This window comes from Pseudonocardia nigra (genome assembly GCF_019396355.1).
Taxonomy (GTDB): Bacteria; Actinomycetota; Actinomycetes; order Mycobacteriales; family Pseudonocardiaceae; genus Pseudonocardia; species Pseudonocardia nigra.
In genome coordinates this window covers 41,473-67,490 of sequence record NZ_JAHKRK010000016.1, presented here as the reverse complement: position 1 = coordinate 67,490, position 26,018 = coordinate 41,473, and the positions used below count along the sequence as shown (strand labels likewise).

General features: G+C 74.0%; 23 protein-coding genes. 12 read left to right on the top strand and 11 right to left on the bottom strand.

What is annotated here, in order from left to right:
• From KME75_RS06840 to KME75_RS06830, 3 genes are all read left to right on the top strand, one after another.
• On the top strand, positions 1 to 1,755 hold a 1,755-nt coding region (locus KME75_RS06840; RefSeq protein WP_219413677.1), incomplete at its 5' end, for a helix-turn-helix transcriptional regulator.
• Positions 1,756 to 1,836: 81 nt separating this feature from the next.
• Positions 1,837 to 2,265, top strand: a complete 429-nt coding sequence (locus tag KME75_RS06835) for a nuclear transport factor 2 family protein (RefSeq protein WP_219413676.1) — start codon at positions 1,837 to 1,839, stop codon at positions 2,263 to 2,265.
• 5 nt (positions 2,266 to 2,270) lie between these two features.
• The gene (locus KME75_RS06830; protein WP_219413675.1) at positions 2,271 to 3,386 is read left to right on the top strand and encodes an acetamidase/formamidase family protein; all 1,116 of its coding nucleotides are present in this window, start codon (positions 2,271 to 2,273) and stop codon (positions 3,384 to 3,386) included.
• A 96-nt stretch (positions 3,387 to 3,482) separates the two neighbouring features.
• Here KME75_RS06830 and polA read toward each other — a convergent pair whose 3' ends face one another.
• From polA to KME75_RS06815, 3 genes are all read right to left on the bottom strand, one after another.
• Positions 3,483 to 6,320, bottom strand: a complete 2,838-nt coding sequence (polA, locus tag KME75_RS06825; protein ID WP_219413674.1) for a DNA polymerase I — start codon at positions 6,318 to 6,320, stop codon at positions 3,483 to 3,485.
• A gap of 131 nt (positions 6,321 to 6,451) precedes the next feature.
• On the bottom strand, positions 6,452 to 7,936 hold the full coding sequence (locus KME75_RS06820) for a flotillin family protein (RefSeq protein WP_308282615.1): 1,485 nt from the start codon (positions 7,934 to 7,936) through the stop codon (positions 6,452 to 6,454).
• 22 nt (positions 7,937 to 7,958) lie between these two features.
• Positions 7,959 to 8,144 carry an NfeD C-terminal domain-containing protein gene (locus KME75_RS06815; protein ID WP_246631625.1) on the bottom strand — a complete coding sequence of 62 codons (186 nt, stop codon included), beginning with the start codon at positions 8,142 to 8,144 and terminating at the stop codon, positions 7,959 to 7,961.
• Positions 8,145 to 8,398: 254 nt separating this feature from the next.
• Between KME75_RS06815 and KME75_RS06810 the strand changes: the two genes are divergently transcribed.
• The 7 genes from KME75_RS06810 to KME75_RS06780 all read left to right on the top strand — a co-directional run bounded on the left by KME75_RS06810 (position 8,399) and on the right by KME75_RS06780 (position 14,805).
• A complete protein-coding gene (locus KME75_RS06810) occupies positions 8,399 to 8,974 on the top strand; it encodes a TerD family protein (RefSeq protein WP_219413672.1) in 576 nt (191 codons plus the stop codon).
• 10 nt (positions 8,975 to 8,984) lie between these two features.
• Positions 8,985 to 9,665: a TerD family protein gene (locus KME75_RS06805; protein ID WP_219413671.1), complete on the top strand. Its 681-nt coding sequence runs from the start codon at positions 8,985 to 8,987 to the stop codon at positions 9,663 to 9,665.
• A gap of 74 nt (positions 9,666 to 9,739) precedes the next feature.
• Positions 9,740 to 10,903, top strand: a complete 1,164-nt coding sequence (locus KME75_RS06800) for an HpcH/HpaI aldolase/citrate lyase family protein (protein ID WP_219413670.1) — start codon at positions 9,740 to 9,742, stop codon at positions 10,901 to 10,903.
• On the top strand, positions 10,900 to 12,288 hold the full coding sequence (locus tag KME75_RS06795) for a phosphoribosyltransferase family protein (protein ID WP_219413669.1): 1,389 nt from the start codon (positions 10,900 to 10,902) through the stop codon (positions 12,286 to 12,288). Before KME75_RS06800 ends, KME75_RS06795 begins: the two co-directional genes overlap by 4 nt.
• Positions 12,285 to 13,436: a cysteine protease StiP family protein gene (locus KME75_RS06790; protein WP_219413668.1), complete on the top strand. Its 1,152-nt coding sequence runs from the start codon at positions 12,285 to 12,287 to the stop codon at positions 13,434 to 13,436. The genes KME75_RS06795 and KME75_RS06790 overlap by 4 nt, the downstream gene beginning before the upstream one ends.
• A complete protein-coding gene (locus tag KME75_RS06785) occupies positions 13,433 to 14,260 on the top strand; it encodes an HAD family hydrolase (protein WP_219413667.1) in 828 nt (275 codons plus the stop codon). Before KME75_RS06790 ends, KME75_RS06785 begins: the two co-directional genes overlap by 4 nt.
• An 89-nt stretch (positions 14,261 to 14,349) precedes the next feature.
• Entirely contained in the window at positions 14,350 to 14,805 is a 456-nt protein-coding gene (locus KME75_RS06780; RefSeq protein WP_219413666.1) for a tellurite resistance TerB family protein, read from the top strand.
• A gap of 73 nt (positions 14,806 to 14,878) precedes the next feature.
• On the opposite strand, the gene KME75_RS06775 is transcribed toward KME75_RS06780, so the two are convergent.
• The 4 genes from KME75_RS06775 to KME75_RS45690 all read right to left on the bottom strand — a co-directional run bounded on the left by KME75_RS06775 (position 14,879) and on the right by KME75_RS45690 (position 20,568).
• Positions 14,879 to 15,457 carry a TerD family protein gene (locus tag KME75_RS06775; RefSeq protein WP_219413665.1) on the bottom strand — a complete coding sequence of 193 codons (579 nt, stop codon included), beginning with the start codon at positions 15,455 to 15,457 and terminating at the stop codon, positions 14,879 to 14,881.
• A 40-nt stretch (positions 15,458 to 15,497) separates the two neighbouring features.
• Entirely contained in the window at positions 15,498 to 16,643 is a 1,146-nt protein-coding gene (locus KME75_RS06770) for a DUF475 domain-containing protein (protein WP_219413664.1), read from the bottom strand.
• Between the two features lie 163 nt (positions 16,644 to 16,806).
• Entirely contained in the window at positions 16,807 to 18,879 is a 2,073-nt protein-coding gene (locus KME75_RS06765) for a fibronectin type III domain-containing protein (protein ID WP_219413663.1), read from the bottom strand.
• 9 nt (positions 18,880 to 18,888) lie between these two features.
• The gene (locus KME75_RS45690; RefSeq protein WP_219413662.1) at positions 18,889 to 20,568 is read right to left on the bottom strand and encodes an Hsp70 family protein; all 1,680 of its coding nucleotides are present in this window, start codon (positions 20,566 to 20,568) and stop codon (positions 18,889 to 18,891) included.
• A gap of 35 nt (positions 20,569 to 20,603) precedes the next feature.
• Here KME75_RS45690 and grpE point away from each other — a divergent pair, with 35 nt between their 5' ends.
• Positions 20,604 to 21,074, top strand: a complete 471-nt coding sequence (gene grpE / locus KME75_RS45685) for a nucleotide exchange factor GrpE (RefSeq protein ID WP_219413661.1) — start codon at positions 20,604 to 20,606, stop codon at positions 21,072 to 21,074.
• A 67-nt stretch (positions 21,075 to 21,141) separates the two neighbouring features.
• Here grpE and KME75_RS06750 read toward each other — a convergent pair whose 3' ends face one another.
• Complete coding sequence (locus KME75_RS06750; protein ID WP_219413660.1) at positions 21,142 to 21,891, bottom strand: YebC/PmpR family DNA-binding transcriptional regulator; 750 nt, start codon at positions 21,889 to 21,891, stop codon at positions 21,142 to 21,144.
• Positions 21,892 to 22,096: 205 nt separating this feature from the next.
• Between KME75_RS06750 and KME75_RS06745 the strand changes: the two genes are divergently transcribed.
• Positions 22,097 to 23,089: a hypothetical protein gene (locus tag KME75_RS06745; protein WP_219413659.1), complete on the top strand. Its 993-nt coding sequence runs from the start codon at positions 22,097 to 22,099 to the stop codon at positions 23,087 to 23,089.
• A gap of 43 nt (positions 23,090 to 23,132) precedes the next feature.
• On the opposite strand, the gene pdxT is transcribed toward KME75_RS06745, so the two are convergent.
• From pdxT to KME75_RS06730, 3 genes are all read right to left on the bottom strand, one after another.
• Positions 23,133 to 23,780: a pyridoxal 5'-phosphate synthase glutaminase subunit PdxT gene (pdxT, locus tag KME75_RS06740; protein ID WP_219413685.1), complete on the bottom strand. Its 648-nt coding sequence runs from the start codon at positions 23,778 to 23,780 to the stop codon at positions 23,133 to 23,135.
• Between the two features lie 101 nt (positions 23,781 to 23,881).
• Positions 23,882 to 25,276 (bottom strand): NAD-dependent malic enzyme, encoded by a 1,395-nt coding sequence (locus KME75_RS06735; RefSeq protein WP_219413658.1) that lies wholly within the window; start codon positions 25,274 to 25,276, stop codon positions 23,882 to 23,884.
• Positions 25,277 to 25,416: 140 nt separating this feature from the next.
• Positions 25,417 to 25,992 carry a YceI family protein gene (locus KME75_RS06730; RefSeq protein WP_219413657.1) on the bottom strand — a complete coding sequence of 192 codons (576 nt, stop codon included), beginning with the start codon at positions 25,990 to 25,992 and terminating at the stop codon, positions 25,417 to 25,419.
• Positions 25,993 to 26,018 lie beyond the last annotated feature (26 nt).

The following is a 26,018-nucleotide window of genomic DNA, read 5'->3' as shown; positions in this document are numbered from 1 at the left end:
GCCGAGGTGCACGACCGCGTCGTCACCGCGATCGCCCGTCGCGGCGGCGGCGCGGCCGACGACGCGCGGCTCGCCCATCACGCGGCCTGCGCCGCCGGTGTTCCCGGTGGACGGCGACGGGCGTTCGAGCTCGCCTGCCGGGCCGCCCGCACCGCCACCTCCCGCCTGGCCGACGAGGAGGCCGCCGACTGGTTCGGCCGGGCGCTGGACCTGGCCCCACCGGACGACGACGGCATCGCCGACCTCCTGCTCGACCTGGGCCGCTGTGCGGGACGGGCCCGCCGGGTCGCGGACGCCCGGGCGGCCCACGAGCGGGCGTGGACGCTGGCGGCCGGACAGGGCCGCACCGACCGGCTCGTCGCCGCGGCGCTCGGCCTGGGCGAGGTGGTGGTGTCGGCCGGGCGGGTCGACGCCGGCCTGGTCCGGATGCTCGAACGCACCCTCTCCCGGCTAGGCCCGGACGAAGAGGTCCACCGGGTCCGGGTGGCCGCCCGGCTGGCCACGGAGCTGTACTGGGGCGCCGAGCTGCCGCGGGCCCGCGCGCTGGCCCACGACACCGTCCGCGCCGCCCGCGCCACGGGTGACGACCGCGCGCTCGCGTCGGCGCTGGCCGCGGCACAGTTCGTCCTGCGGGGCCCCGACGCGCTCGAGGAACGGGTGCGCCTGGGCCGCGAGCTGACCGCGATCGCGGTGCGCACCGGCGACGAGGATTCCGAGCTCGCAGCGCGCCGCCTGCTCGTCCCCGATCTGCTGCAGACCGACCCGGTGCACGCCGACGCCGAGCAGAGCGCGCTGACCGGCCTCGCCACCGCCGGCAGGCGGCCGCTCGCCCAGTGGTACGTGCTCGTCTTCCGGGCCCTGCGCGCCACGATGGCCGGTGCCCCCGACGCGGCCGCGCTCGTCGACCGCGCCCACGCACTCGGGCGCCGCATCCACGCCCAGCCGGCGTCGATCTACGCGTGCGGGCAGCGCTTCGCCCTGCGCGACCGGCTGGACCGCGCCGCCGTCGAGGCCGACCTGCGCCGGCACGCGGCCCGCTACCCGGTGCTCAGCGTCTTCCGGTGCCAGCTCGCCGTGCTCCTGGCCGAGACCGGCCGCGCCGAGGAGGCCGGTGCGCTGCTGGACGAGCTGACGTCCGACGACTGCGCCGCGCTCCCGCGCGACTCGCTGTGGCTGGCGAACGTCGGCCTGCTCGCCGAGGTCGCGGCCGCCCTCGACCACGCCGGCCACGCCGAGCAGGTGCACGCCCACCTCACGCCGTACGGCGGCCGGATCGCCGTGCAGGGCGTCCCGATCTGGGGCGGCGCCGTGGACCGCCACCTCGCGCTGACCGCCACCACGCTGCGCCGCTGGGACGAGGCGGAGACCCGGTTCCGGTCGGCGCTGCGGCTGCACGCGCGCTGGGGAGCCACACCCTTCGTCGCGCGGACGCTCGGCGAGCACGCCGAGATGCTGCGCCGCCGCGGCGGCCCCGGGGACCGGCGACGGGCGGCCGGGCTCACCGCGCAGGCCGGCTCCCTCCGGCCCGGCGCCGGGCTGCCCACCGCGCCGGCGGGCGGCCTCACCGCGCGCGAGTCCGAGGTCCTCGCGCTGCTGGCGGACGGCGCGAGCAACAAGGAGATCGGCCGCCGGCTGCGGCTGAGCGTGCACACGGTGGAGCGCCACGTCGCCAACCTGTACCTCAAGATCGGTGCACGGAACCGGGCCGACGCCACCGCGTACGCCCTCCGCGGCGACGCGCGACGGGGGAACTGACCACATCGCACTACATGGTTCCCGCGATGTGCCGGACCGGGGCCCGGGCGCAGCATCGGCGTCCGAGCCCGAGGAGGAACCGTGCCCGACAATCCAGGCAACACCGTCAACCCAGGCAACGCCGTCACCGTCCGCCGCGCCTACGACGCCTTCGCCCGCGGCGACATCCCCGCCGTGCTCGCCGCCATGGACCCGGGCATCGTCTGGTACAGCCCGGAGGAGCTGCCTTTCGGCGGGCGGTTCGAGGGACCCGAGGAGGTCGTCGGGTTCTTCCGCTCGCTGGGTGAGACGTTCGACGCGCTCGAGGTCGTCCCCGACCGCATCCTCGACGCCGGCCCGGACCACGTCGTCGTCGAGGGCCGGGACGTCGTGACCCTCGGCGGGGAGCGGCTGGAGATCGGCTTCCTGCACCTGGTGACGCTGCACGCCGGGCGCATCACCGCCTTCCGTGAGTACGCCGACACCGGCAAGCTGCTGCGCCACCTCGACGCCGCCACCGCCGCGGGCTGATCGCCGTGGCCACGCACGAGATCCGCCTGGACACCGCGAAGCCGCTGGCCACGCAGCCCGACCGCGGGCACAACAGGCGGCACCCCGACATCGCCCCGGTGCTGCGCGTGCGGCCCGGCGACGAGGTCGTCATCGACACGCTCGACGCCGCCGACGCTCAGCTCACCCCCGATGCGGGCGTCGCGCAGCTCGGCGGGGTCAATCTCAACCGCGTGCACCCGCTCACCGGGCCGATCGCCGTCGACGGCGCCGAGCCGGGCGACGCGCTCGTGGTGGAGCTGCTGGAGTGCGCGCCCGCGGCGTGGGGCTACACCGTGCAGATCCCGGGGTTCGGGTTCCTCCGCGACGAGTTCCCCGAGCCGTTCCTCGTGCGGTGGCGGTTCACCGGCGGCCGCGCGGTGTCCGAGGAGCTGCCCGGCGTCGCGATCCCGGCCGCCCCGTTCCTCGGCACCGTCGGCGTCGCGCCGTCGGCCGATCTGCTCACCGAGATCACCCGCCGTGAGGAGGCGCTCCTCGCCGCGGGCGGGATGGTGCTGCCGCCCGAGCCGGGCGACGCGCTGCCGTCCGACCCCGCGGTGGCCCGGCACGGCCTCCGGACGATGCCGCCGCGGGAGAACGCGGGCAACATCGACATCCCGCAGGCCGGGGTCGGCACCCGGCTGGTCCTGCCGGTCCTGCTCCCCGGCGCCTCGTTCTCCGCAGGGGACGGCCACTTCGCGCAGGGCGAGGGCGAGGCCTGCGGCACCGCCATCGAGATGGCGGGGACCTGGCGGCTGCGCTTCGACCTGCGCAAGGGTGGAGCGGCCGCGTCGGGGCAGCGCAGGCTGCGGCTCGAACGCGACGCCGCGGGCCCGCCCCCGGCGGAGGCGGGCGCCTTCGTCGCGACGACCGGCATCTCGGTGGACACGGCGGGGACCAACCACGGTGAGGACATCACCGTCGCGGCCCGGGACGCGCTCCGGGAGATGATCGAGCTCCTGGTCCGCGAGCGCGGGTTCGGCCGGCAGCAGGCGTACGCCCTGTGCAGCGTGGCGGTGCAGCTGCGGATCAGCGCGCTGCCCGACGTGCCGAACATGTCGGTGACCGCACTGCTCCCGCTCGGGATCTTCGACGCCACGTGACCGATGCCGCCTGATCGGGGAGGGGCCGCCGCACACACCTCCGCGGGAGGTGTGTGCGGCGGAGCCGGCGGTGGCTCCGGTGGCTCCGGTGGCTCCTCAGTGCGCCGCGTCGTCCCAGCTGCGCCCGTACCCGACCGACACCTCCAACGGCACGCTGAGCTCCGCCGCCGCGCCCATCTCGCGCCGCACGAGGGTCTCCAGGGCCTCGCGCTCGCCCTCGGCGACCTCGAGCACGAGCTCGTCGTGCACCTGCAGCAGCATCCGGCTGCGCAGGCCCTCGGTGACGAGCGCGCGGTGCACCCCGAGCATCGCGACCTTGATGATGTCGGCGGCGCTGCCCTGGATGGGCGCGTTGAGCGCCATCCGCTCGGCCATCTCGCGGCGCTGCCGGTTGTCGCTGGTGAGGTCGGGCAGGTAGCGGCGGCGCCCCATGATCGTGGCGGTATAGCCGTCCTTGCGCGCGACGTCGACGACGCTGCGCAGGTAGTCGCGCACGCCGCCGAAGCCCTTGAAGTACTCGTCCATCAGGCCGCGGGCCTCCTCCGTGGAGATCCGCAGCTGCCCCGCCAGCCCGAACGCGGACAGCCCGTAGGCGAGCCCGTAGTTCATCGCCTTGATCTTGGCGCGCTGCTCGGGCGACACCTCCGTGGGGTCGCAGCCGAACACCCGGGCGGCGGTCTCGGCGTGGAAGTCGTGCCGGGAGCGGAACGCCTCGATGAGCGCGGTGTCCTCCGACAGGTGCGCCATGATCCGCATCTCGATCTGGCTGTAGTCGGCGGTCATGAGCTCGCTGTAGCCCGGGCCCACCACGAACGTCTCGCGGATCCGCCGGCCGGCCGCCGTGCGGATCGGCACGTTCTGCAGGTTCGGCTCGGTGGACGAGAGCCTGCCGGTGGCCGCGATCGTCTGGCTGTAGGTGGTGTGGATGCGACCGTCGTCGGCGACCGACTTGAGCAGGCCCTCGACGGTGATCTTCAGCCGGGTGGCGTCGCGGTGCAGCAGCAGGTGGGACAGGAACTCGTGGCCGGTCTGCTCGAAGAGGGTCTGCAGCGCGTCGGCGTCGGTGGTGTAGCCGGTCTTGGTGCGCTTGGTCTTGGGCATCTGGAGCTCGTCGAACAGCACCACCTGCAGCTGCTTCGGCGACCCGAGGTTGGTCTCCTTGCCGATCACCGCGTAGCAGTCCTGCGCGGCCTGCCGCACCTGGGCGGCGAACTCGGCCTCCAGCCCGGAGAGCGCCTCGCCGTCGATCGCGATGCCGGCCGCCTCCAGGTCGGCCAGCACGAACTCGAGCGGCAGCTCCAGCCCGGCCAGCAGCTCCGTGCCGCCGCGCTCGGCCAGCTCGGCGTCGAGCGCGTCGGCCAGCTCGGCGACGGCCGATGCGGCGATCATGTGCGTCTGCGCGCGGGCGGCGTCGGCCTCGTCCTCACCGCTGGGAGCGTCAGCGGAGAGCGCATCAGCACGGCCGAGCAGCGACAGCTGGCCGTCCTCGGCCTCGCCCTCGGCGCGCAGCTCGCGGCGGAGGTAGCGCAGCGCGAGGTCGGCCAGGTCGAAGCTGCGCTGGCCGGGGCGGGCCAGGTAGGCGGCGAGCGCGGTGTCGCTGGTGAGCCCGGCCAACGTCCAGCCGCGCCCGCGCAGGGCGTGCAGCGCCGACTTCGCGTCGTGCGCCGCCTTCGGAACGGACGGGTCGGCGAGCCACTCGCCCAGCGCGGCCTCGTCGTCGGGGGTGAGCGTGGTGACGTCGAGGTAGCCCGCCTCGGGGACGCCCGCGGCCGCGGGCGGCTTGGAGGCGAGGCCGGCGCGCGCCTCCAGGCTGGGCTCGCCGGTGGCCAGCCCCAGCCCGGCCAGGTCGCCGGACGTGGCACCGCCGGTGATCCCGTGGAACGCGAGCCCGACGCGGCGGCCGTCGCGCGCGTGCTCCGCCAGCCAGGCCCGCACCCCGCCGGGGGCGATGGCGCCGCCCTGGACCTCGATGCCGCCCTCCGCCTCCGGTTCGGCGCTCTGCAGCGTGGCGAACAGGCGCTCGCGCAGCACCCGGAACTCCAGCTCGTCGAACAGCCGGTGCACGGCGTCGCGGTCCCACGGCCGGACCTCGAGGTCGGCGGGCCGCGCGTCGAGCGGGACGTCCCGGATCAGCTCGGTGAGCTGGCGGTTGAGCAGCACGTTGGCGAGGTTGGCGCGCAGCGCGTCGCCCGCCTTGCCCTTGACCTCGTCGACCCGGTCGGTGAGCGCGGCCAGCGACCCGAACTCCCGCACCCACTTCGCCGCGGTCTTCTCCCCGACCCCGGGGATGCTCGGCAGGTTGTCGCTGGGGTCGCCGCGCAGGGCCGCGTAGTCGGGGTACTGCGCGGGCGTGAGCCCGTAGCGGTTCATCACCTCGGCCGGGTCGATGCGCCCGAGGTCGGACACCCCCCGCTTCGGGTACAGCACCATGACGTCGTCGCTGACCAGCTGGAACGCGTCGCGGTCGCCCGTGGTGATCAGCACCTGGAAACCGTCGGCCTCCGCCTGCGTGGCGAGGGTGGCGATCAGGTCGTCGGCCTCGTAGCCCTCGACGCCGAACTCCGGGATGTTGAGCGCCCGCAGGACCTCCTTGATGAGGTCGACCTGGCCGCGGAAGTCGTCGGGCGTGGTGGTGCGGTTGGCCTTGTACTCCGCGTAGCGCTCCGACCGGAACGTGGTGCGCGAGACGTCGAAGCACACCGCCAGGTGCGTGGGCTGCTCGTCGCGGAGCAGGTTGATCAGCATCGAGGTGAAGCCGTAGACGGCGTTGGTGGTCTGCCCCGTGCCCGTGCGGAAGTTCTCCGCGGGCAGCGCGAAGAACGCGCGGTAGGCCAGCGAATGGCCGTCGAGCAGCAGCAGACGCCTCCCGGTGGACGGCGGCGGCGCTGCCTGCTCGGTGCCGGACTTCCTGGACGCGGTGGTCGCGGGGCTCACGGGTGGCGAGTGTAGGACCGGGGCCCGACAGTTCCGCCGGGCCTCACGTCCCTCCCGGATCCGGCCCGCGCCCAGGCACCCGTCGAGGGGACCCGGGGCGACCGGGCCGGACCGTTCACGCATCTGCGGCGTCAGGCGGGCGGCGTGTCCCGCGGCGCCGGGGAGGGCTTCGCCAAGCTCGGGGTGACGCCGTTGGCGCCCGTGGGCTCGACCGGCTTCTCCCCCATCGCCCCGAGGAGGGTGCGGGCGAGCCCGAGCCCGGTGCCGCCCATCGCGAGGGCCTTCGTGAGCAGGTCGGCCACGCCGTCGGCGCCGTTGAGCACCACCATGTGCTCGACATTGCCCAGGGCCCCCGCCCCGGCCTTGACGATCTCCGGCCAGTTCTCGGCGAGCTGCTGGGCGATGACCGCCTCCTGGTTCTCGGCCAGCGCGTCGGACCGGGCCTGCATCGCCTGCGCGTCGGCGAGGCCCTTGGCCTTGGCCGCCTCGGCCTCGGCGAGACCGCGGGCGCGGGCGGCGTCGGCGTCGGCCTCACCGGTGAGCCGGGTGGCGGTGGCCTGGGCCTCGCCGCGCGCCTTGGTGGCCTCCGCCTCCGCCTGCGCCGCGGTCTTGACGCGGGTGGCGTCGGCGCCCGCGGACAGCTCCGTCTCCCGGGCGTGGGCCTGCGCACGGGCGATCTGGGCGTCGCGCTCGGCGTCGGCGAGGGTGCGCAGCTCGTAGGCCTTCGCGTCGGCGGGCTTGCGCACCTGCGACTGCAGCCGCTGCTCGGCGAGGTCGGCCTCCAGTTGCGCCGCGCGGGTCTCCTGGACGACGACCTCCTGCCGGGCCGTGGCCTCCGACAGCGGCCCCGCCTGGGTGGCCTTCGCCGACGCCTCGTCCATCTCGGCCTGGTAGCCGGCCTGCTGGATGCGACTGGCCCGGATCGCCGCCGCCTTCTTCGCCTCGGCGATCTGCTCGGCCTCCGTGGCCTCCTGGTCGCGCTGCGCCTCCGCGATGCGAGCGGAGGCGGCGATCGCCGCGGCGTGCGGCTTGCCGAGGTTGACGATGTAGCCCGAGGAGTCGTCGATCTCCTGGATCTGCAGCGAGTCGATGACGAGGCCGAGCTTGCTCATCTCGTCGGCGCAGGACCGGCGCACCTCGCCGGTGAGCGCCTCCCGATTGTGGATCATGTCCTCGATCGTGAGCCCGCCGCAGATCGAGCGCAGGTGCCCGGCGAACAGCTCGTGGATCGTGTCGTTCATGGTGTTCTGCTGGTCGAGGAACCGGCGGGCGGCGTTGGCGATCGAGACGAAGTCGTCGCCGACCTTGTAGATCGCCACCCCGCGCACCGCGACCGGGATCCCCTGCTTCGTGACGCACGAGACCTGCAGGTTCGCCCCGCGGGTGTCCAGCGACAGCCGCCGCGCCGCCTGGAAGCCGGGGATGACGAGCGCCCCCTTACCCGTGACGATCTTGAACCCGAGACTGTCGGCCGACTCGCCCGGGCCGGTGCGCGCCCGGAACCCGGAGATGATCAGCGCCTCGTTGGGTTCGGCCACCCGCCACAGCATCTTGAGCACGAGCGCCAGCACGATGATCCCGACGACCACCGCGCCGATCGTGATCAGCACGTCCACGGTTCCCCCCGTTATGTGTTTGTCAGCCCAGAGCGCTCCAGCGCTCGACGTAGGCCGTGCGCGGCGGCTGGAAGTCGACGATCAGCACCTGGACACCGGGCTCGATCTCCTCGTCGGGCCGCTGCGGGTGGGCGTAGAACGCCTCCACCCCGCCGCGCACCGACACCATGATCTCCCCCACGAGCCCCGGACCGACGCGCCCGGTCACCCGCCCCACCCTGCCGATCACCTGTCCCCCGCCTTCCCCGAGCGGCAGCAGCCTAGGGGACGGCCCCGACGGTCGGGTACCGATCGGCGAAGAGGGCTTGCCCCCGCGGCCGATACCGGGAACCGTGGCCGTCCTTCGGCCGTTCGTCGAGGTGATCGGGCTTGACAGAAGGTCCGATACGTCCCGATAAGCTCGGCCGGGACCAGCTCGCACCGGGGGGAGCGAATGCCCCCACAACAGATCGGGAGCAGTACGTGAGCGTCAGCCTCACCAAGGGCGGAAACGTCAGCCTCACCAAGGAGGCCCCGGGCCTCACCGCGGTGATCGTCGGCCTCGGCTGGGACGTCCGCACCACCACCGGCACCGACTTCGACCTGGATGCCTCGGCGATCGTCGTGGGCGCCGAGGGCAAGGTCGTCTCCGACAAGCACTTCATCTTCTTCAACAACCTCACCAACCCCGACGGCACCGTCGAGCACACCGGCGACAACCTCACCGGTGAGGGCGAGGGCGACGACGAGCAGGTCAAGGTCAACCTGGCCGGCATGTCCGCCGACACCGACAAGATCGTCTTCGCGGTCAGCATCTACGACGCCGACTCGCGCTCGCAGAGCTTCGGCCAGGTCCGCAACGCGTTCATCCGCGTGGTGAACCAGGCGGGCGGCGCCGAGATCGCCCGCTACGACCTGTCGGAGGACGCGTCCACCGAGACGGCGATGGTCTTCGGCGAGCTCTACCGCAACGGCGCCGACTGGAAGTTCCGCGCCGTCGGCCAGGGCTACGCCTCGGGCCTCGCGGGCATCGCCCGCGACTTCGGCGTCAACGTCTGAGGCCGCCGACGTGGCCATCGACTACACCAAGCGGCCCTCGAAGACACCTCCGCCGGCCGACGCGGCCGGCGGGGGGGTGTCGCTGTCGAAGGTCACCCTGACGAAGTCCGCGCCGAGCGTCTCGCTCACCAAGCAGGGCGCCACCGGCGGCCAACTGCGCGTCAACCTCCAGTGGAGTGCAGGCGAGCAGCAGAGCCGGGGGCTGTTCGGCAAGCGCCGCGGGTCGGCGATCGACCTCGACCTCGCCTGCCTGTGGGAGTTCACCGACGGCAGCAAGGGCGTGGTGCAGGCACTGGGCAACGCGTTCCAGGCGCCCTACCGCGGTGCGCCGATCATCCGGCTGGACGGCGACGACCGCTCGGGGTCCGCCGCGGGCGGCGAGAACATGTTCATCGACCTGTCGCGGGTGAACGAGATCCGCCGCATCCTGGTGTTCACGTTCATCTACGAGGGTGTGCCGAACTGGGCCAGCGCCGACGGGGTGGTCACGCTCCACCCGGCGTCCGGTCCGGAGATCGAGGTCCGGCTCGACGAGCCCGACCCCAGCTCACCCACCTGCGTGATCGCGATGCTGGAGAACCAGGGCGGCGAGATGGTGGTGCGCCGCGAGGTGCGCTACATCCGCGGCGGACAGGCCGACGTCGACCGGGCGTACGGCTGGGGGATGGAGTGGGCGCGCGGCCGCAAGTGAGCCGCCGCCGGTAGTCCGTCCCGGTAGTCCACTGCCACGCAGGGGTGGCTCCTCGAACGCGAAAGGGCCATCACGTGCGGCACTTCGGGTACCTGAGCGCGTCCGACGCGGATGCGCTGTTCGAGTCGCCACCGGAGCAGTTCCACCGCGACAGCGGTCACGAACTGCTCTCGGTGGCGCTCGGCGCCACCCTCTACATGCCTGCGGACCGGCCGGCGCTCGCCGCCGACATCGTCAAGCAGGCGGCCGCCGGCGTCACCTCGGTGGTCGTCTGTCTGGAGGACGCGATCGCCGACGAGCAGGTCATCGCGGCCGAGACGAACCTCGTGGCGGCCCTGACCGACCTGCACGACCAGTCGCAGGCCGACCTGCCGCTGCTGTTCGTCCGGATCCGGCGGGCCGAGCAGATCCCCGCGCTGGTGCGGCGGTTGGGCCGGGCCGTCGCGGTGCTCGACGGGTTCGTCCTGCCCAAGTTCACCGCCACGAGCGGTACCGAGTACCTGCACGCCCTCGACGAGGCCGACCGCGCCGCCGGCACCGCGCTGCTGGCGATGCCGGTGATCGAGTCCGGTGCCGTGCTGTACGCCGAGACCCGCGTCGACGAGCTGACCCGGCTGCGGGCGCTGCTGCACCGCGACCGCAAGCGGATCCTCGCGGTCCGCCTCGGCGCCACGGACCTGTGCTCGCACTACGGGCTGCGCCGCTCCCCGGACCTGTCGATCTACGACATCAAGGTCGTGAGCGGCCTCATCGGCGACGTCGTCAACGTGCTCGGCCGCGCCGACGGCACCGGGTTCACCGTCACCGGGCCCGTGTGGGAGTACTACGAGGGCACCGAGCGGATCTTCAAGCCGCAGCTGCGGCGCTCGCCGTTCGACGAGCACAACGCCCCCGAGCTCCGCGGCCAGCTCGTCTCCCGCGCGATCGATGGGCTGATCCGCGAGGTCCAGCTCGACCGCGCGAACGGGCTGCTCGGCAAGACCACGATCCACCCGAGCCACGTCGCCGTGGTGAACGCGCTGTCGGTCGTCTCGGCCGAGGAGCACCGCGACGCCTCGGACGTGCTGTCGGCCGGGCGCGCGAGCGGGGTGCTCGCGTCGGGGCACCGGAACAAGATGAACGAGATCCGCCCGCACAGCGCGTGGGCCCGGCTGACGATGCTGCGGTCGCGGGTGTTCGGGGTGGCGGCCGACGGCGTCTCGTTCGTCGATCTGCTGGCTGCGAGCCTGCCCCGGTGACGTCCGCGAGCACCGGCGCCGACATCGTCGACCGCCTCGGGGTCCGGCTGCGCCCCACCGGACCGGGCCCCGATCTCACCGTGCTGCTCGGGCTGGCGCTGCGGCGCAACCCCCGGCGCGCGCAGCTGCTCGTGTCGCAGGTGCTGGGCAAGCACGTGCCCACCGACCCGCGGCTGGTCCGCGCCGCGGGGCTGCTGCTCGGCGGGCTGGTGGCCGACGCGCTGGCCGGACGGGCGCCGCGGGCGCTGCCGGTGGACCTACTGCACGCGGCCGTCCGCGGGCACCGGGACGCCGTCGTCACCCTGCACGAGGCAGCAGCAGGTGCCGTCGGTGCGGCGCCGGACGCGCTCGTGCTCGGGTTCGCCGAGACCGCCACCGCGCTCGGCCACTGTGTTGCCGAAGCACTGGGTGTTGCCGAAGCACTGGGTGTCGCCGACGGCCTCGGAGGTGCGGACTACCTGCATTCGACCCGCCGGCCCGTTCCCGGACTCGCGACGGCGGGCGGGTTCACCGAGGAGCACTCCCATGCCACCGACCACCTGCTGCTGCCCGCCGATCCCGCGCTGCTGCAGGGCGGACGGCCGCTCGTGCTGGTCGACGACGAGCTGAGCACCGGCCGCACCGCGCTCAACACGATCGCGGCGCTGCACCGCACGGCACCGCGGGAGCACTACGTGCTGGCCGCGCTGGTGGACGTCCGGCCCGATCCGGCCGCGCTCGTCGACGGGGTGCGGGCGCTGGGTGCCCGGCTGGACGTCGTCGCGCTCGCACGCGGCACCGTCGAGCTGCCCGTCGACCTGGCCGAGCGCGCGGCGGCCCTGCGCGCGGAGCTGGACGGGCGACTCGCGTGTCCGGAAGGGGCGACTCACGCGGCGGAAACGGGCGACTCGCGAGTGGAGCTGCGGGCGCTGGGGTGGCCGGACGGGCTCCTGGTCGGGGGGCGGCACGGGTTCGGGCCTGCCGACCACGCCGCGCTCGCCGCCGCGCTGCCCGGGCTCGCCGACGGCGTCGCCCGCCACGCCGGAATCGCCGCCGGGGACCGGGTGCTCGTACTGGGCACCGAGGAGCTCATGGCGCTGCCGCTGCGGCTGGCCCAGACCCTGGCCGACGCCGGGCACGACGTGCGGTTCTCCACCACCACGCGCTCCCCCGCCGTCGTCGCCGACGAGGACGGCTACGCCCTGCGCACCGGCATCACGTTCCCCGCCCACGACGACCCGGCCGACGGACCGGGCCCGCGGTTCGCCTACAACATCGGCGCCGCGCACTGGGACCACGTACTCGTCGTCGTCGACCCGCCCGCCAACACCGCGGCGCTGCGGACCGGGCTGCTGGCCGCCCTCGCCCCGCACACCGACCGCACGACCTTGGTGGTGACCCCATGACGCCGGAGCCGCTGCGCGGCCCGCACTTCGGCAGCTACGTCCCGGACGAGGTCGGCTGGCTGCTCACCGACCTGTCGGGCGTGGCGCTCGAGGCGCCCACGGAGGAGCGCGAGGAGGCGATCCAGCGCGGTGGGGCGCACTACGCCGAGTCGCTGCCGCAGGAGTACCAGCCCGACGCCGGCTACCTGGAGCTGTACCGGTCGGCGCTGGCCGCGGGCGCACCCCGGCTGGCGCGTGCGGTGGCCACCGTGGCGGAGCTGGTGCTGCGCGAACGCGGCCGCGACGTCGTGCTGGTCTCGCTGGCCCGCGCCGGCACGCCGGTCGGCGTCCTGCTGCGCCGCTGGGCGTCCCACGCCCACGGGCTGGACCTGCCGCACTACGCCGTGTCGATCGTGCGCGGTCGTGGGATCGACCGGCTCGCGCTGCGCCACCTCGCCGTGCACCACGACCCCGCGACCGTGGTGTTCGTGGACGGCTGGACCGGCAAGGGCGCGATCTCCCGCGAGCTCACCGCGGCGCTGGCCGAACACGAGCGCGACACCGGCGTGCGGTTCGACCCCGACCTCGCCGTGCTCGCCGACCCCGGCCGGTGCGCCCGCACGTTCGGTACCCGCGACGACTGGCTCATCGCGTCGGCCTGCCTGAACTCGACGGTCTCCGGCCTCGTCTCGCGCACCGTGCTGAACCCCCGGCTGCTGCGGCCCGGCCAGTACCACGGCGCCAAGTTCTACGCCGAGCTCGCCGGAGCCGACGTCTCGAACGACTTCCTGGACGCGGTCACGGCCGAGTTCCCGGCGGTGGTCTCGACCGAACCTTCCACCGAGCGCGAGCCGGACTGGTCCGGCTGGGCGGCGATCGAGCGGATCGTCGAGGCCTACGGCATCGGTGACGCCAACCTCGTGAAGCCCGGCGTCGGCGAGACCACCCGGGTGCTGCTGCGGCGGGTGCCGTGGCGGGTGCTGGCGCGCGCGGACGCCCCCGCCGCCGACCTCGCGCACGTCCGGCTGCTCGCGCAGCGCCGCGGAGTGCCCGTCGAGGAGGTGGGCGACCTCCCCTACAGCTGCGTGGGCCTGATCCACCCCCGCTTCACCCGCGGCGCGACGGGGGCCGACGGCCTGGCCGCCGCGAGCGCGGAGGGCGCGCGATGACCGTCGTCTGTCTGGATCTCGACCGCACCACCATCTACTCCGCGGCGGCGCTCGACCTGCGCGTCCCCGACCACGAGGCGCCGCGGCTGCTGTGCGTGGAGATCTACAAGGGGGCGCCGCTGTCGTTCATGACGGAGGACGCCGTCGCGGCGTTCCTGGAGCTCCAGGGCGTCGCCACGGTCGTCCCGACCACCACCCGGACCCCCGAGCAGCTCGCCCGCGTGCACCTGCCCGGGCCGCCGCCGCGGTACGCCATCGCGAGCAACGGCGGCCACCTGCTCGTCGACAGCGCGATCGACCCGTCGTGGAACGCCGCGGTCCGCGCCCGGCTCGACGCGTGCGCCCCGCTCGCCGAGGTGGAGGCGCACCTGCGGGCCCGCGGCGGCCCGTTCGTCCTCGCGCTGCGCACCGCGAGCGAGCTGTTCAGCTACGCCGTCGTGGACCGCGCGGCCCTGCCGGACGGGTGGGTCGAGGAGCTCGCGGCGTGGTGCGCGCCGCGCGGGTGGACGGTGTCGCTGCAGGGCCGGAAGGTGTACGCCGTGCCCGCCGGGCTGACGAAGTCGGCCGCGGCGGCCGAGGTGGTCGCGCGCTGCGGGGGCGGGCCGCTGCTCGCCGCGGGCGACTCACTACTGGACGCCGACCTGCTGGAGGCCGCCGACGCCGCCGTCCGCCCCGCACACGGCGAGCTGGCCGACACCGGCTTCCGGCGCCCGCACCTGGACGTCACCACGGCCTCCGGCGCGGCCGCCGGGTCAGAGCTGCTGCGCCGGCTGCGCGAGCGCGCGGCGGCCATCGCCCCGGTGCCCGTGTCTGGCAGGCTGTGACCAGACGATCACCGACCAGACGATCACCGACCAGACGATCACCCACCAGACGATCACCGAGAACCGATTACCGAGAGGACACTGCATCCATGGCGCTGTGGGACCAGCTCAAGGAACGCGCGGCGGACATGTCCGCCCAGGCCAAGACGCAGGTGGGCAAGTTCAAGAACAAGGACTTCGCCAACGCCAGCATGGCGATCTGCGCGCTGATCGCCGCGGCCGACGGGCGCATCGACGCCGAGGAGCGCCGCAAGACCGCCGGGTTCATCAGCAGCAACGACACGCTGTCGATCTTCCCGGCCAGTGAGCTGCTGGAGAAGTTCAACCACTTCGCCGGCAAGCTCGAGGCCGACTACGACTTCGGCAAGGTGGAGGCCATCCAGGCCCTGTCCAAGCTCAAGTCGAAGCCGGACGCCGCGCGCGCCGTCATCCAGGTCGGCATCATCATCGGCGGCGCCGACGGCAACTTCGACAAGGACGAGATGCAGGCCGTGCGGGAGGCCTGCAACGCGGTGGGCATCTCGCCCGCCGAGTTCGACCTCTGACCCGTGCGCGAACGGGCCCCAGCGGGATTTCGCCGGGGCCCGTTCGTCGTTGCCCGTCCGTCGTGTCAGTCGCTCACAGGTGGCCGACGGTGGCCGGGAGCAGGTCCTGGAACGTGCGCCCGGACGCGGTGGCGCCGATGGCCGTCATGCTCCAGGCACCCGCGCCGTCCCGACTCACCTTCGCCATGATCTGGGCGTTGTGGCGGCCCGAGCCCGACAGCTCGTAGCGGGCGAGCTCCTCGTTCGTCGTCTCGTCCACCAGCCGGCAGAACGCGTTCTCGATCTGCGAGAAGTCCTGCCCGGTGAACGAGTTGACCGTGAACACGATCTGGGTGATCGCCGGCGAGAGCCGCGTGAGGTCCACGAGGATCGACTCGTCGTCGCCCTCACCGGCACCGGTGAGGTTGTCGCCGGTGTGCTGCACCGAGCCGTCCTGGCTGCGCAGCTGCCGGAACCACACCGCGTCGGCGAGGTTGTTGCCCGCGTCGAACAGCAGCGCCGAGGCGTCGAGGTCGATCGACTGCGACTTCGAGCCGAACAGGCCGCGCTTCTTCACCGCGTCCCAGCCCAGGCCCATACGGACCACGGTCAGGCTGCCGCCGCCGCGCTTGGCCAGCGACACCTTCTGGCCCTTGGTCAGGTTGACGGACACGCACTCTCCATTCGTCGTGGACGGGTGGAACGAACTGCGCTCAGGCGCCGTGGTGGCCCGCGTGCTCCTCGGCGAGCTCGTCGGCGCTCTTGTGCGTGTCGACGCCCTCCGCCGCGAGCTTGCGGTTGCGCAGGATGCTCGCCAGGAACGCCGCGCCGATGAACGCGACGCCGAGCAGGCCGGTGATGATCTCGTTGACGTGGAAGCCGATCCCGAGCAGCAGGATCACCGACAGCGCGCCGATCGCCCAGTGGGCGCCGTGCTCGAGGTAGACGTAGTCCTGCAGCGTGCCCTTGCGCACGAGGAACACCGTGAGCGACCGGACGAACATGGCGCCGATGAGGCCGAGGCCGAGCGCGATGATGATCGGGTCGGTGGTGATGGCGAACGCGCCGATCACGCCGTCGAAGGAGAAGGCCGCGTCCAGGACCTCGAGGTAGAGGAACAGGAAGAAGCCGGCCTTACCGGTGGCCTTGGCCAGCTGCGACGGGCCGGAGCCGTTGCGCGCCGGCGCCTCGCCGCCCTCGACCTCCTCCATCTGCCTCTGACCCACGCGCTCGAAGAACTCGCCGACGCCCTGCACCGCGAGGTAGGTGACGAGGCCGAGCGCACCGGCCACCAGGACGACGGCCGGCTCCTCGGCCATCGTGTTGGCCAGCACGACGAGCGCGACGACGGCGATGACGACCGAGATCCGCTCGACCTGCCCGATGCGGGCCAGCGGCCGCTCCAGCCAGCTGAGCCACTTGATGTCGCGGTCCTCGAAGACCCAGTCGAGGAACAGCATGAACAGGAACATGCCGCCGAACGCCGCGATCTGCGGATAGGCCTCGTTCAGCAGGTGCGCGTAGCTGGTGGGGTCCTCCTCGGGCCGCCGTTCCAGCGCGAGCGTGAGCGCCTCGATCGGGCCGAGGTCCGCGGTGATCCCGACGATCAGCAGCGGGAACACCAGCCGCATGCCGAACACGGCGATGAAGATGCCGATGGTCAGGAAGATCTTCTGCCAGAACGCGTCCATGCGCTCGAGCACGGTGGCGTTGACCACCGCGTTGTCGAACGACAGCGAGATCTCCAGGATGCCGAGGATCGCGCACAGGATCAGGGCTTCGGGGCCCCCGTAGATGAACGCGACGACGAGTGACACCGCCGTCACCGCGTAGGACCAGCCGAAAATCCTTAGGTTCATGTCCCCTGTTCCTGTGTCTGCGCCTGCTGACCGTGCCGGCCGTTGCCGCCACCGTAGCGCCCCGTGATCGAACGCCGGCGGGCATGCCCGGAATGTCGGACCCCGGGCCGGGTCTCCAGTCTGCCCGTAAATCGCGATCCGGGTCGGGCGTGAGCGTCGCAGGTCACGCCCCGCGCTCGTCCGACCTGCACTCCGGCGAGCGTCCGCCACCCGCGGCCGCGCTCACCGCGTACACGGGCAGTGCCCCGGACGGGGCGCCGCCGTCCTCGATCGAGGTGTCCCGGGTGCGCCCCACCACGCGCCACCGGCCGTCGGGCGTCAGGCACCGCACCCGGTACTCGACGTCTGCACCGGCGTCCCCGCCCGTCCAACGCACCTTCACCGTCCCGGCGGTGGCCCGGACGGCGTGCACGTCCCGCGGCGCGCGCGGTACCCCGTCGTCAGCTCCAGACCCGTCCGAGCGGGACGGCGCGGCGTCCGAGCGGGTCTCGGCCGATGCCCACCCCGCCTGCAGCGCCGCGACCGCGTACACCGGCACCTCCACGCCGGGCGGGGCGCCCCCGTCGTCCAGGGACGTGCCGCCCACCCGGCCGAGGACCTGCCACGAGCCGTCCGGGCGCAGCCGGGCCACCCGGTAGACCACGTCGGGGGTGGCCGACGGCGCCCACAGCACCAGGACGCCCCCGCGCGCGTCGCGGGCCGCACTGACCCACGCGGGCGCCGCGACCGGGATCTCCGCGAGCGCGGCGAGCGCACCGGGGTGCCCCGGGCAGTCGGCGAGGACGGCGAGCAGCGCCTTCGCGCGGGCGGCCGCCGGACCGGCGAGCGCCTCCGCGACGGCCCGGTCGGCGCGCTCGACCGCGGCCCTGGCGCGCTGCAGCACCGCCTCGGCGTCCTCGCCGGCCGGGCCCGGGACGTCAGCGGCCGTCCGCCGAAGATGCTCGAGGTCCCCGAGCGCATCGGTCCAGCGGTGGGCGGCGCAGGCCGTGGCGGCGGCGCGCCACCGGGTGTCGGCGTCGGCCAGCACGGCGGCGACCTCGTCGGCCACCGCCCGCACCGGGGTGGCGCCGTCGGTGTCCGCGAGCCGCTGCGCGTCCCCGACCAGCCGCTGCGCCTCGAGGGGCCGGCCCGCCCGCAGCGCGGCCCTGGCCGCCTTCAGCGGCTCCTCCCACGCGCGGCGGACCGGCGGGCGCGGTGGTGCGGGGGGTGGGGACGCGGCGGGCGGTCGGGCCCGGTCCTCGACCGGCACCCCCAGCTCGGCGGCGAGCCCGGCCACCACGGCGGTCGCGCGCCCGCGGTCCAGGCCGAGGGCGAGCGCCTCGTCGACGAGGTGCGCGCGGTCCTCGGCGACGAGCCGGTCCTCGACGAGCACGGCCGCCCGCACCCGGGGCCGCAGGTGGTCTGCGACGTCGGCGGCGACCGCGTCCAGGTACGCGTCGACGGCGGTGCGCCCCGGTTCGAGGAGCTCCGCGACGTGCACCAGCAGCTCGTCCGCCACCGCGCGCAGCCGTTCCGGCGGCAGCTCCCGCGCCCGGGCCCGCCAGGCCTCCGCCCGCGCCCGCACCTGCGCCTCCATGGCGGCCGCGTCGAGCCCGAGCAGCGCGAGCAGGGTCGGCGGCGCGGCGGCGTCGGTGAGCCGCCCGAACTCCTCCAGGAGCGCGCGGACCTGCCGCCTGCGCTCCGGCGCCACGCCCGGTGCGGCGACCGCGGGCGCATCGGCCCGCAGCACCCGGTGGCGGCGCAGCCGCAGGGCCACCTCGTCCCGGGTCAGGCCGGCGAGCGCCCCGATCTCGTACAGGCCCTCGACCTTGTCGGCGGGGATCCCGCGGTGCCGCTGCACCATGCGCGAGATCGCGGCGTCGAGCAGCTCGTAGCGGGCCGCGTCGCGCTGTTCGCGCTGGGCCCGCACCCGCGCCGCCGCGAGCCGGCGCCGCCCGGCGTCGAGCAGCTCCGCGCTGCGCTGCGCGTGCCCCTCGACCAGCAGCGCGACGAGCACGCGGTACTTGGGGTGGTCCCGCTGGCGCTGCCACGCGCCCCACACCTCGACGACGCGCTCGGCGACGGTGGCGTCGTCGAGATCCCCGTCGGCGGCGCGGTCGAGCGGGAGGTCGTAGAGCTCGAACGGGTCCGACGCGTCCGGCCCGCCGCGCTTCTCGACCGCGGCGAGCACCCGCTTGCGGTAGTCGTTGGGGTCGAACGGCGGCAGCGGGACCGCGGCCGGGGTCACCTCGGTCATGTCGTCGTCTCAGTCACGTCGCCGCGTCCTGCCGAGCTGGTCGCGCTCGCGCGCCACCTCCGCCTGCGACAGCGTGGCGCCCGTGGTGGTCTCCAGGACCAGCGGGATGGCCGCGTCGACGTGGAACGCGGTGACGTGCAGGACGCCGTCGAACCCCATCTCGAACGTCACGCGGACCTCGCTGCCCTCGTCGTAGCCCGGCGGGATGCCGGTGATCTCACCGACGATGAGGACCTTGGCGTCCTCCGGGCGCGACGACTCCGCCTGTCCCTGCTGCTCCACCACGGTCAGCTGGATCTCCGACTGGTCGGGGCGCACGGTGCCGTAGGAGCGGCTCGTGCGAATCGGCAGCCGGTCGTTGCAGTGCACCAGCCAGGACGGCTCCAGCCGGCCGGCGAGTGCGTTGATCGCGAGCACCCCGAAGCCGCGGGACACCACGGTGTCCACCTGGACCTCGACGGCCCGGCGGACCTGCGCCAGCGGCACCCCGTACGCGTCGGCCACCCGCCGGCAGGCGTCGTCGAGGTCGGGACTCGCGGCGTTCTCGAGCGGTTCGCCGTCGCGCAGGCGCCCGCGGGTGCGCAGGTCGGCCGCGACCATGCGCTCCAGCTCCTTCTTCTCCCCGTAGAGGGCCGCGCCGCGGGCGACGGCCAGGTCCGGGTCGTGCAGGTGCGGATCGAGATCGAGCTCCCGGCGCAGCACATCGGCCACGGCGGGCATCCGCGACGAGCCGCCGACGAGCAGCACGCGGTCCACCCCGGCGACGCCGCGCCGCGCGGCCTCGGCCAGACACGTGCGCGTGAGGTCGACGGTGCGGCGCAGCAGCGACGCGGTCATCTCCTCCAGCTCGGCGCGGGTGATCGCGACCGTCGAGCGGGCGCCGTCGTGGGCGACGACGGCGTCCGTGCGCTCGGCGTCGGACAGCTCGTGCTTCGCGCGTTCGGCGGCCAGGACGAGCGCCTGCGCGCCCGTGGAGTCGTCGAGCGGGTCCTCGGCGTCCGGGTTCTCCTCGCAGAAGCGCCGGGACAGGTACAGCGCGATCCGCTCGTCCCAGTCGGCGCCGCCGAGCTGGTGGTCGCCCTCCACGGCGAGCACGGAGATGCGCCGGTCGGCGAGCTCGATGACGGTGGCGTCGAACGTGCCGCCGCCGAGGTCGTAGACGAGCACGGTCTCGTGCCGGGCCTTGGACAGGTCGGGACTGCCGTCCAGCCGTCCGAACCCGTAGGACAGCGCCGCGGCGATCGGCTCGGACAGCACGTCGACGACGTCGAGCCCGGCGTAGGTGCCGGCCAGCACGGTGGCCCGGCGTTCCTCGTCCCCGAAGTACGCCGGGACCGTGATCACGGCCGACGTGGGGGTCTCCCCGGTGGCGTACCCGGCGTCGGCCACCAGGCTCTGCAGGATCAGCGCCGACACGGCGGGCGCCGACCAGGCCTTGCCGTGCGCCACGAAGCGCCATTCGGCGTCGCCCATCCGGCGCTTGACCAGCGCGCACACGTGCTCGGGGTCCAGCCGGGCCTCGCGGCGGGCGCCCTCCCCCACGACGTGCTCGCCCGGCGAGGCGAACAGCACCACCGACGGCGTGGTCGGGCTGCCGGCGAGGCCCGTCAGAACCTGCGGTCGCCCGTCGGGGCCGGTGCGGGCGATGGCGGAGTTGGTGGTGCCGAGATCGATACCGGAGACGGGCACGAGCGGAGCCTAGCGACAGGGCTAGGTTCACCCGTGTGGCCGACCCCTCGCTCCGGGACCCCTCACTGCAGGACCCCTCGCTGCAGGACATCGCCGACAAGGTCGACGACCTCACCCGGCTGGTGAACCGGCAGGCCGCGACGCTCGGTCGGCTCGCCGACGCGCGCGCCACCGCGGGCCCCGACGTCCCGCTGCTGGTGGAGCTGCACGCGCTGCGGTCCGACGCGGTGCGGTGCGCAGCCACCGCACGATCCCGGCGCGAGCGGAGCGCGTTCGAGGCCGTCGCCGGCGGCCTGGAACGGCTGCTGGCCGGCCGCGGCGGCACCGTCGTGGCACCGCAGCCCGGCGAGTCGTTCAGCGGGGCGACGATGGAAGCCGCCGAGGTCGTCCCCACCGAGGACCCGGCGCAGGACCGCACGGTGGCCGCACTGCTGGAGGCGGGGCTGCAGGCGGGTGGGCGCTCGGTCCGGCCGGCGCGGGTGGCGGTGCACCGGCACCGGAACTGAACACGCGAACGGCACTTTCAGGCGAACCTATCGCGCGAAAGTGCCGTTCGCGCAGTGCGGGGCGGGCTCAGCCGACCTCCGCCATCACCTCGTCGCTGACGTCGAAGTTCGCGTAGACGTTCTGCACCTCGTCGCTGTCCTCGAGCGCCTCGACCAGGCGGAACACCTTCTTGGCCGCGTCGGCGTCGAGCTGCACCGACATCGACGGGAGGAAGGTGGGGTCGGCGGAGTCGTAGTCGATGCCGGCGTCGCGCAGCGCGGTGCGCACCGCGATGAGGTCGCCGGCCTCGGAGACGACCTCGAAGCTCTCGCCCAGGTCGTTGACCTCCTCGGCGCCCGCGTCGAGGACCGCGAGCAGCAGCTCGTCCTCGGTGAGCTCGCCCTTGGGGACGATGATCACGCCCTTGCGCGTGAACAGGTACGCCACCGACCCCGGGTCGGCCATCGTGCCGCCGTTGCGGGTCATCGCGGTGCGGACCTCGGTGGCGGCCCGGTTGCGGTTGTCGGTGAGGCACTCGATGAGCAGCGCGACGCCGTTGGGGCCGTAGCCCTCGTAGGTGATCGTCTGGTAGTCGGCGCCGCCCGCGTCGGCGCCCGAGCCGCGCTTGACCGCGCGGTCGATGTTGTCGTTGGGCACCGAGCTCTTCTTCGCCTTCTGCATGGCGTCGTAGAGCGTGGGGTTGCCGTCGGGGTCACCGCCGCCGGTGCGCGCGGCCACCTCGATGTTCTTGATCAGCTTGGCGAACATCTTGCCGCGCCTGGCGTCGATGACGGCCTTCTTGTGCTTCGTGGTAGCCCATTTGGAGTGGCCGCTCATCGATGTCCCTTCTCCGTGCACAGATCCCGTCGATGGTACCGACGGGCGGCAGGTGGCCGGACGGGGTGGGGCGACGCGCCGTCCGTGTGCCAGCAAGGTGGCATACTGACGCCCAGTGGCAGTATCGCCACCTTGCTGGCATCCCGGCCGGGCAAGTTCGCCGTTCCGGCCCGGAGGCGCCGGGCCGCGCCGCATCATCCCGTGCATGCGACGACGACCCCAAGGCTCTCATCCCGACGCGCTGCGGGCGGCCGCTCGGGACCGGGTGATCCGGGCTCGCACGCTGGTCGCGCTCGGCGTGCCCGAATCGACGGTGTACCGGCGATGCCGCGACGGCGGCCCGTGGCAACTGCTCGCTCCCAGCATCGTGCTGCTGGCGACCGGGACTCCCACGCCCGATCAGGTCGTGGCGGCGGCACTGCTGCACGGCGGACCCGCGGCCATGGTGACCGGGTTGCACGCGTGTCGCCGGCACGGCGTGCGGCGCGGTCCGCCGCCCACGACGTTGCACCTGCTCGTGCCGCATGCCCGCCAGATCCGCAACACCGACCTGATGCATGTCGAACGGACCCACCGGCTGCCCGAGCCGGTGCTCCGCGCCGGCATCCCCCTTGCACCGGTGGCGCGTGCGGTCGCCGATGCCACCCGCCGGCTCCACGCGCGAGACGAGATCACCGAGCTCGTCGCGGACGCGGTGCAGCGCGGGTTGTGCACGGTGGCCCAGGTGTCACAGAAGCTGAACGACAACGGTCGGCGGGGATCCTCGACGCCGCGTCGCGTACTGGACGACGTGAGCGCCGGCGTGCGATCGGCCGCCGAAGCCGAGGTCAAGAAGCTCTGGGAGCGTTCCGGGCTCCCGGAACCGTGGTGGAACGCACGGGTCCACGACGCACGCGGACGTCTGCTCGGGATCGCCGACGCGTGGTGGGACGACGTCGCACTGGCGTGGGAGATCAACTCCCTCGAGTGGCACCTCTCTCCGCAGGACTACGCCCGCGAGCAGGAGAGGCTCGCCCGGTTCACCGCTGTGGGGGTCTGCGTGCTCCCCACGCTGCCGAGACGGCTGCGCACGGAGAAGGGCGAAGTGCTGGACGAACTGAGGGGCGCCTACAAGGCGGCGGCGGAACGCCGACGCCCGAACGTGCGTGCCCAGGCGCCGCGCCGACGCCAGCAAGGTGGCGATACTGCCGTCCAGTGACAGTATCGCCACCTTGCTGGCACTTGGTCGGGGCGGCGGCCGGCTACACCGCGGCGGCCAGGTCCCGCACCATGCGGCAGAACAGGGCGTGGACGCGGGTGTCGCCCGTCAGCTCGGGGTGGAACGCGGTGGCCAGTACCGGGCCCTGGCGTACCGCCACCGCCCGGCCGGCCGCCGCGCCGGCGTCGGCACCGGAGGCCGTGCGCTGCGGGACGGAGGCGAGCACCTCCACCTCGGCGCCGGTCGACTCCACCCAGGGCGCGCGGATGAACACCGCGCGGACCGGCTCGCCGGCCACCCCCGTGAACTCCAGGTCGGTCTCGAACGAGTCGACCTGGCGGCCGAACGCGTTGCGCCGGACGACGACGTCGAGCCCGCCGAGCTGCTGCTGGTCGGGGCGGCCGTCGAGCACCTCGTTCGCGAGCAGGATCATCCCGGCGCACGAGCCGTAGGCGGGCATGCCGCCGGCAATCCGCTTGCGCAGCGGGTCGAGCAGGTCGAACGTCTCGAGCAGGCGGCTCATCGTGGTGGACTCGCCGCCGGGAATCACCAGCGCGTCGACCGCGTCCAGTTCGGACGGGCGGCGCACCGGCACCGCGCGGACGTCGCCGCACGCCGTCACCGCCGCCACATGCTCGCGGACGTCGCCCTGCAGGGCCAGCACACCGATCACGGGAACCACGCCGACCAGGGTAATCGGCGCCTCCGCGGACCGTGTCGCCCGCCGGTTCGCGCCGGTTCGCCCGCCAATCCGTGCCGGCTCGCGCGCCAACTTGTGCCGACTCGCGCGGGTCAGACGGGGGCGACGTCCTTCTTCGCCGTGGCCTGCTTCACGGCGTCGGCCACGGCGGGCGCGACGGAGGCGTCGAACACGCTCGGCACGATGAACGACGCGTTCGGCTCGGCCACGACGTCGGCGATGGCGGCCGAGGCGGCGAGCAGCATCGCGTCGGTGATGTCGCGTGCTTGCGCGTCGAGCAGCCCGCGGAACACGCCGGGGAAGGCGAGCACGTTGTTGATCTGGTTCGGGTAGTCCGAGCGCCCGGTGGCGACGACGGCGGCGTGCTGCAGCGCGGTGGCCGGGTCGACCTCGGGGTCGGGGTTGGCGAGCGCGAAGACGACCGCGTCGTCGGCCATGGTGGCGAGCTCGTCGGCCCCGAACAGGTTCGGCGCGGACACCCCGATGAACACGTCCGCGCCGACGAGCGCGTCGGCGAGGCTGCCGGAGACGCCCTGGGAGTTGGTCATCGCGGCGATCGAGACGAGGTTGGGGTCCATCCCGGGGCGTTCGGGGTGGACGATGCCGTCGATGTCGACGGCGAGGATGTCGCCGGGGGCGCCGGAGCGCAGCAGCCGGATGATCGCGGAGCCGGCCGCGCCGACGCCGCACACCACGACCTTGCAGTCGCTGAGCTTCTTGCCCACCACCCGCAGCGCGTTGCGCAGCGCCGCGAGGACGACGACGGCGGTGCCGTGCTGGTCGTCGTGGAACACCGGGATGTCGAGCAGTTCGCGCAGCCGCGCCTCGATCTCGAAGCACCGCGGCGCGGCGATGTCCTCGAGGTTGATGCCGCCGTAGGCCGGGGCGAGGATCTGCACGGTCCGGATGATCTCCTCGGTGTCCTGGGTGTCCAGGCACACCGGCCACGCGTCGACGCCCGCGAACCGCTTGAACAGCGCCGCCTTGCCCTCCATCACGGGCATCGCGGCGGCGGCGCCGAGGTTGCCCAGTCCGAGCACGGCCGAGCCGTCGGTGACGACGGCGACGGTGTTCCGCTTGATCGTGAGCCGCCGCGCGTCGGCCGGGTTGGCCGCGATCGCCTGGCAGACCCGCGCGACGCCCGGGGTGTAGGCCCGGGACAGGTCGTCGCGGTTGCGCAGGCTGACCTTCGAGTCGACGGTGAGCTTGCCGCCGAGGTGCAGCAGGAACGTGCGGTCGGACACCTTGCGCACGCGCACGCCGGGCAGCGCCTCGAGCGCGGCGGTGATCTCGCCGGCGTGCGCCTCGTTCAGCGCGTTGCAGCTGATGTCGACGACGAGCGTGGCGGTGTGGCCCTCCACGACGTCGAACGCGGTGACCACGGCGCCGACGCGGCCGACGGCCATCGTGAGGTCACCCGCCGCGCTGGCGGATGCGGGTACCTCGACCCGCGCGGTGATGGCATAGCCGGGTCCAGGAACGGGCACGGGCGAAACCCTACCGGCGGTCCCGGCAGGGCCGTGCTCCGGCCGCGGTGACGAGGACCTCGTCCGGCTCGCGCACCAGCCGGCGCGCGGTCAGATACGCGCCGCCGGCCGGCCCCGCTCTCCGCATTGCGGAGCCCCGCTCATCCGCACGCCGCGGTCGGGGCCAGCGCCACGGTCAGGTCGAGGCGCGACCGGGGGCCGATCAGCCGGGCCGCGCCGGGCCGGGCCAGCAACCCGGCGACGGTCTCCCGGTCGACGACGCCGCGCAGGTGCAGCCGGAACCCGGTCGCCGCCATGCCGGCGTCGACGACGGTGAGCCGCACCGGTCGCTCCCCGCGCGCGGTGGCGAGCGAGCCGTCGACGGTGCGCGGCGCGCCGATCGGCAGCCGCCGCGCGCGATAGCGGATCAGCGGCCCGGCCGCCGGGTCGACGAGCCCCGACGCGCCCAGCAGCGCGTCCAGGCGGGGGCTGCCGCTGGTCAGCGACGCGGTCTCGACCGCGACGTCGACCGCGACGGCCACCGGACCGGCGGGCGGCCCGGCCGTCACCTCCACCGCGCCGGACACCCGGGGGAACCGGGCGCGGACCGCGACCGCACCGAGCACCTGCGTGTCGAGCAGCAGTCGCGTGCGGGCCGGGTCGACCGTCCACCACCCCGGCGCGAGCTCGGCTGCCGCCGGGTCGGCGGGGACGTCGATCGCCACGTTTCGCGTCATGGCCCGAGCCTGGCGCGCCGCGCCTC

Bases quoted from the DNA above. Each gene is read 5' to 3' on its own strand.
- KME75_RS06790 (WP_219413668.1), top strand. From the start codon at position 12,285: ATGACGCCGGAGCCGCTGCGCGGCCCGCACTTCGGCAGCTACGTCCCG.
- KME75_RS06785 (WP_219413667.1), top strand. From the start codon at position 13,433: ATGACCGTCGTCTGTCTGGATCTCGACCGCACCACCATCTACTCCGCG.
- KME75_RS06780 (WP_219413666.1), top strand. From the start codon at position 14,350: ATGGCGCTGTGGGACCAGCTCAAGGAACGCGCGGCGGACATGTCCGCC.
- KME75_RS06770 (WP_219413664.1), bottom strand. From the start codon at position 16,643: ATGAACCTAAGGATTTTCGGCTGGTCCTACGCGGTGACGGCGGTGTCA.
- KME75_RS06765 (WP_219413663.1), bottom strand. From the start codon at position 18,879: ATGACCGAGGTGACCCCGGCCGCGGTCCCGCTGCCGCCGTTCGACCCC.
- KME75_RS06750 (WP_219413660.1), bottom strand. From the start codon at position 21,891: ATGAGCGGCCACTCCAAATGGGCTACCACGAAGCACAAGAAGGCCGTC.
- KME75_RS06745 (WP_219413659.1), top strand. From the start codon at position 22,097: ATGCGACGACGACCCCAAGGCTCTCATCCCGACGCGCTGCGGGCGGCC.
- KME75_RS06730 (WP_219413657.1), bottom strand. From the start codon at position 25,992: ATGACGCGAAACGTGGCGATCGACGTCCCCGCCGACCCGGCGGCAGCC.